Source organism: Kitasatospora sp. NPDC056446 (assembly GCF_042796115.1).
Lineage (GTDB): Bacteria > Actinomycetota > Actinomycetes > Streptomycetales > Streptomycetaceae > Kitasatospora.
Genome location: NZ_JBHTRF010000156.1, coordinates 1 through 4,869, shown reverse-complemented (window position 1 = coordinate 4,869; position 4,869 = coordinate 1). Strand labels below are relative to the sequence as shown.

The 4,869-nt window shown below is 66.0% G+C and carries 3 protein-coding genes; 2 read left to right on the top strand and 1 reads right to left on the bottom strand.

Annotation, left to right across the window (positions count from 1 at the left end; translation table 11 throughout):
• Window positions 1-194 precede the first annotated feature (194 nt).
• The gene (locus tag ACFQ6N_RS39990; protein WP_380659086.1) at window positions 195-869 is read left to right on the top strand and encodes a DUF4145 domain-containing protein; all 675 of its coding nucleotides are present in this window, start codon (window positions 195-197) and stop codon (window positions 867-869) included.
• Here the strand turns inward: ACFQ6N_RS39990 and ACFQ6N_RS39985 are convergent.
• The gene (locus ACFQ6N_RS39985; protein WP_380659085.1) at window positions 856-1,962 is read right to left on the bottom strand and encodes a TIR domain-containing protein; all 1,107 of its coding nucleotides are present in this window, start codon (window positions 1,960-1,962) and stop codon (window positions 856-858) included. The genes ACFQ6N_RS39990 and ACFQ6N_RS39985 overlap by 14 nt on opposite strands.
• Window positions 1,963-2,913: 951 nt before the next feature.
• Here ACFQ6N_RS39985 and ACFQ6N_RS39980 point away from each other — a divergent pair.
• Window positions 2,914-4,746: an APC family permease gene (locus tag ACFQ6N_RS39980; RefSeq protein WP_380659084.1), complete on the top strand. Its 1,833-nt coding sequence runs from the start codon at window positions 2,914-2,916 to the stop codon at window positions 4,744-4,746.
• Window positions 4,747-4,869 lie beyond the last annotated feature (123 nt).

Sequence of the window (4,869 nt, the reverse complement as noted above, 5' to 3'; positions counted from 1 at the left end):
GAGCTACCTCGCGGGCCTTCATCTTCGCGCCTCAATGATCTGGATAGACGACCTCGTACGACCGCCCAACTGATCACAACATCACACAGGCCCTAAGAGCCAGCAGAGTATTGGTGACCGACGGACAGTCGACCAGGCGGAGCGACTTCGGGCGAATTGACCCATAGCTCAGGTGAGAGCGCTAGGGTTCCGCTGTGCCTGAATCGGATGAGAGCCGCCGCAAGATCGTTTCTTTCCTGTGTACTCATTGTGGTGTAAATGCCACAGGTGAGGTCGTTGCTTCCTATGAGGAAGGGGATGGCGAAGGAATTCATGCCACCCTTCTGCAGATTGCGAAGTGCCTCAACTGCAGCCAGTCCCTTCTTTTGATAGAGGAGGACTACGGAAAAGGGTGGGATGGTCGCCCTGTGGCGGCCTGGCCTCCATCTCAACTTCCTCTGAGCTGGCTCATTCCGGAGAATCTCCGTCGAGAGCTAGCTGAGGCTCAGCGCTGCTACTCGGTTCAGGCCTACACGGCCACGGCAGTCATGGTCCGGCGGACGCTGGAGGGAGTATGCATCGATCAGATGCTTGGTGGCGACAGTGCTACAATTCGGGGTCGGCCCTTGCAGAAGATGCTTGAATCTCTAAGGGATTCCGGCAAGATCGAAGGGAGGCTATTTGAGTGGACTCAGGCTCTCCGGGTGCTTGGAAATCAGGGTGCACATTTCACTGGCGATGCCGTTAGCGAGGATGATGCCGCCGATGCGCTCGCCCTCGCTGAGGCGCTCCTTGACTATATCTACGTCTACTCGGCGCAGTTCGAGAAGTTCAGTGCTCGGCGGGCCCTGCGAATCGAGCAGCGAAGGAATTTGGCTAAGGAACCCTAATCTGACTCCAGTTCCCAATCGTGTGGCGGGCGTCTTGGAGCTTCGTGAATCCAACCCGGCCTGGCTTAATTGCCTTGCGCAATGGAACGCTCAGAGTTTCCAATGCTTTAAGCATGTCGAGTAGCTGACCCATAGAGTCGGCATCGGCAGCCAGTTGGGCCGAATCACTCTGCGCACTCAGGAGGAAGCTCTCAAGTAGCTCTGTTGAGTACTGTCCACCTGCTTCGGACAGGCCTCCCACGACGGATCGAAGCAGCGTATCGGTCTCATCCACAGACTTTGCGAGGGCCGTTGACGACTCATAAAGCCTACGGGAACGAGCCTCTACCTCCTGGGCCATTTGGATCGTTTTGGCTCGCATCACGGAAGCCGATTTCCCTGGACCGAAATCTGCCATCCCCTGAGTCAGCGCCTCTACCCACTCCGTAAGGATTGACTCAACGTCCTCCATTTCCACTTTCATTCGAATGCCGATCCTCTCGATTTCTTCCATCGCCCCAAGGAGGTCGAGTTCTGCCTGGCTCTCGACTGTTTCTCCCGCCTGCTCGGTCGCAGCGATCTCCGTCATTCTTTCTTCGGCTCGTTCCATGGCAAGAATGAGCTTGTCGGCAATCCTGCTGACACCTTCCCGCCATTCGCGGGTCCCGGTCCCGGCCAGAAATGACCCTTCGAGATTTTCATACTGCAGTGCCTCGATGAGTCCTACCTCGGGAATGGGATGATCGGCCGATATGCGCCCCGCTCCCATGATTACGATCGGCAAAATGAGGTAGCCCGCGCCTAGCCGCTTAGCTCCGCCGTGAAATGCATTAAGCTCGTCGCGACACGCCTGTCGATTGAAGTACTGCATGGTAATGATGGGCATGAAGATCGACGCTGAGCGAAGCTCGCCATCGATGTTGTCTCGCCAGTTGGAACCCCACCCGATGCTGTCGTGATCAAAGAAGATCACAACATCGTTGCCGGTCTTTGCGGCATAGAACTTTTTCAGGTCCTCCGTAAAGCTCCGGACTGCTTGATCCAAGAGGTCGTCGTCGTGGTGGGCGTAACTGACAAAGATCCGGCTGCCCGGCCCCGAAGGTGAAATGGACACTTCATGCTCCTTTGTGAGGACGGCACTTCATTGATCCAGCGGTCCTGGAAGGGGATCGTAGTCTGCTGGTCGATACCCCGGACCGCAGTTGCCAATCAGGCTCGTAGAGTTGTTCGCCTGTTAGCGGACGTTTGGCCGAATCAACGGCGGACCGTGCATGCACCTCGGAGGGCTCCGTGCAGGGTTCCAATCAGAGTTGATCGGCCCGCATCCCCGACTGGTGGCCAGCTTGGGCAGGTGGGGCGGGTTTCGAGACAGTGAATGGCCCTGGCAGGGTGGGGCCGGTGTGGTCGGCGGCCCGGTCGATTGGTGTGAGCAGGGACGCAAAAGGGCCGGTCCGGGCAGCGGAGATTGCTGTCCGGACCGGACCTTCGGGTGCTTGGGGGAGTGCGGCTGGGAGAGGTCGTCGAAACCATGATCCGGACCAGCGGTGGACCAGATCCGGGACGGGGGCAGGAGTCCGCAGGTCCGAGCGTGCCTGGTTGGCGGGTTGTAGGTCTGTCGTGTCAGCCGGCTACGCAGGTTCGAACCCTGCACCAGTTGCAGGATGGAGAGGCAGCCCCCAATCTGCGGAGACGCGGATTGGGGGCTGCCTCGCTTTGTCCTCCGGGAGTCGTGCGAGGGGTCTCGGTGGGGCGCGGGGGGCGGCGCGCCCGTGGGCGGGGTTATTGCGTATTACTTGCAATTGCTGGGGTCAGGCAGCAGAGTGGGGAGCCGGGGGTGGGAGTCCTTCGACCGAGCTGATCGTCTTCCCAACCGGCGCCCGCCGGGACAACCGGCTCACCCCACCCCCGCCAACAGCCACGGACCGCCGCCGGAGCGGCCGGACGGGTGCGTCAAGAGCCCGTCAAAGCCGCTCGTGGCCGCGTCAGGAACGCGTAGGGGCCGGGGGAGGCCCGGGCCCGGGGACCGCAGGATCGGAGCAACTACCGACTGCGGAGGTCCCGTCCGATGTCCAGCGCCATCACCACCCCGGCCGTCACGGCCGAACCCGAGCCGCCGGATACCGGCGCGGGCGACGAGCGGCACCGGCTCAGCGCGCTCGGCGGACTGGCGGCGCTCTCCCTGGACGCCATGGCCTCGGTCGCGTACGGGCCGGAGTCGATCGTGCTGGTGCTGGCCGCCGCCGGCGCGTACGGGCTGGGCTTCACGCTGCCGGTCACTGCGGCGATCGCCGTCCTGCTCGCGGTGCTGGTCGCCTCCTACCGGCAGGTGATCGCGGCGTTCCCGGACGGCGGCGGCTCCTACGCGGTCGCCAAGGCGCACCTGGGCCGCCGGACGGCGCTGACCGCGGCCGCCTCACTGGTGATCGACTACATCCTGAACGTCGCGGTCTCGGTCACCGCCGGCGTGGCCGCGCTGACCTCCGCCGTCCCCGGCCTGTACGACCAGCGGGTCTGGCTCTGCCTGGGCGTGCTCGCCCTGGTCACCGCGGTGAACCTGCGCGGGATCGCCGAGTCGGCGCGCTGGTTCATGGTGCCGACGGCCGTCTTCGTCCTCTCCATCATGGCGATCATCGTGGTCGGCCTGTTCCGGGACGGCCCGGCGAGCACCGCGGCCGCCACCGGCCACGCCTCGGTGCTCGCCGAGAACGCCACCGCCGTCGGCGCGCTGCTGCTGCTCAAGGCCTTCGCGGCGGGTTGTTCCGCGCTGACCGGCGTGGAGGCGGTGGCCAACGCCGTCCCCTCCTTCCGCACCCCGCGGGTCAGGCGCGCGCAGCACACCGAGGTCGCGCTCGGCGCCCTGCTCGGCGTGATGCTGATCGGACTGGCGGTGCTGATCGGCCGCTTCCACCTCCAGCCGGTCGAGGGCGTCACGGTGCTCGCCCAGCTCGCCGACGCCTCGCTCGGCCACGGCGCCGCCTTCTACGTCGTCCAGTTCGCCACCGTGGTCCTGCTCGGGCTGGCCGCCAACACCTCCTTCGGCGGCCTGCCGGTGCTGCTGGACCTGCTCGCCCGGGACAACCACCTCCCGCACGTGTTCGCGCTGCGCGCCGACCGGCAGGTGTACCGGTACGGCGTGCTGTTCCTGGCCGCGGTCTCGGCGGCGCTGCTGGTCGGCTCCGGCGGGGACGTCAACAGCCTGGTGCCGCTGTTCTCGATCGGCGTGTTCGTCGGCTTCACGATCTGCCAGGTCGGCATGGTCCGGCACTGGCTGCTGGGCCGCCCGGCCGGCTGGCGGTGGAAGGCCGCGCTGAACGGCTTCGGCGCGCTGCTGACCGGCGTCGCCGCACTGGTCGTGACCGGCACCAAGTTCACCGAGGGCGCGTGGGGCATCGTGGTGGCCCTGCCCCTGCTGGTGGTGCTGTTCGAGGCGATCCACCGCAGCTACGAGCGGATCGGCGAACGGCTGGAGCTGGGCCGGGTGCCCGGCCCGGTGACCCGTCAGCGCAGCCTGGTCGTCGTCCCGGTGACGGCGATCACCCGGCTCACCCGGGACGGCCTGTCGGCGGCGCTCTCGCTCGGCGACGAGGTCATGGCGGTGACGGTGGTGCTCGAACCGACCGCGGCCGAGGCGCTGCGCCGGGACTGGGAGCTGTGGCAGCCGGGGGTGCCGCTGGTGGAGATCCCGGACGACCACCGCCGGCTGGGCCGGCCGATCGCCGACTTCGTCAACGAGCTCGGCGCGGAGCACGCCTACGACCGGTTGACCGTCCTGATCCCGGAGGTCGAGCCGGCCCGCTGGTGGCAGCGGGCGCTCCAGAACCGGCGCGGCGCGGTGATCGACCGCGCCCTGCGCCGGCACACCGACGCGGTGGTCTGCCGGCTGCGGATGCGCATGTGACCCGGGCGTGCGGGTGACCCGGCCGAGGCGGGGGCCGGGAGTACGTACACGGAGGTCCCGGGCGGCCGCGGGCGCCCCGGCCCACCCCCCGTCCGCCCCCCGTACCCCCCCCGTACGTACCCC

Excerpts from the sequence above, each read along its gene's own strand:
- ACFQ6N_RS39980 (WP_380659084.1), top strand. The coding sequence starts at position 2,914 with ATGTCCAGCGCCATCACCACCCCGGCCGTCACGGCCGAACCCGAGCCG.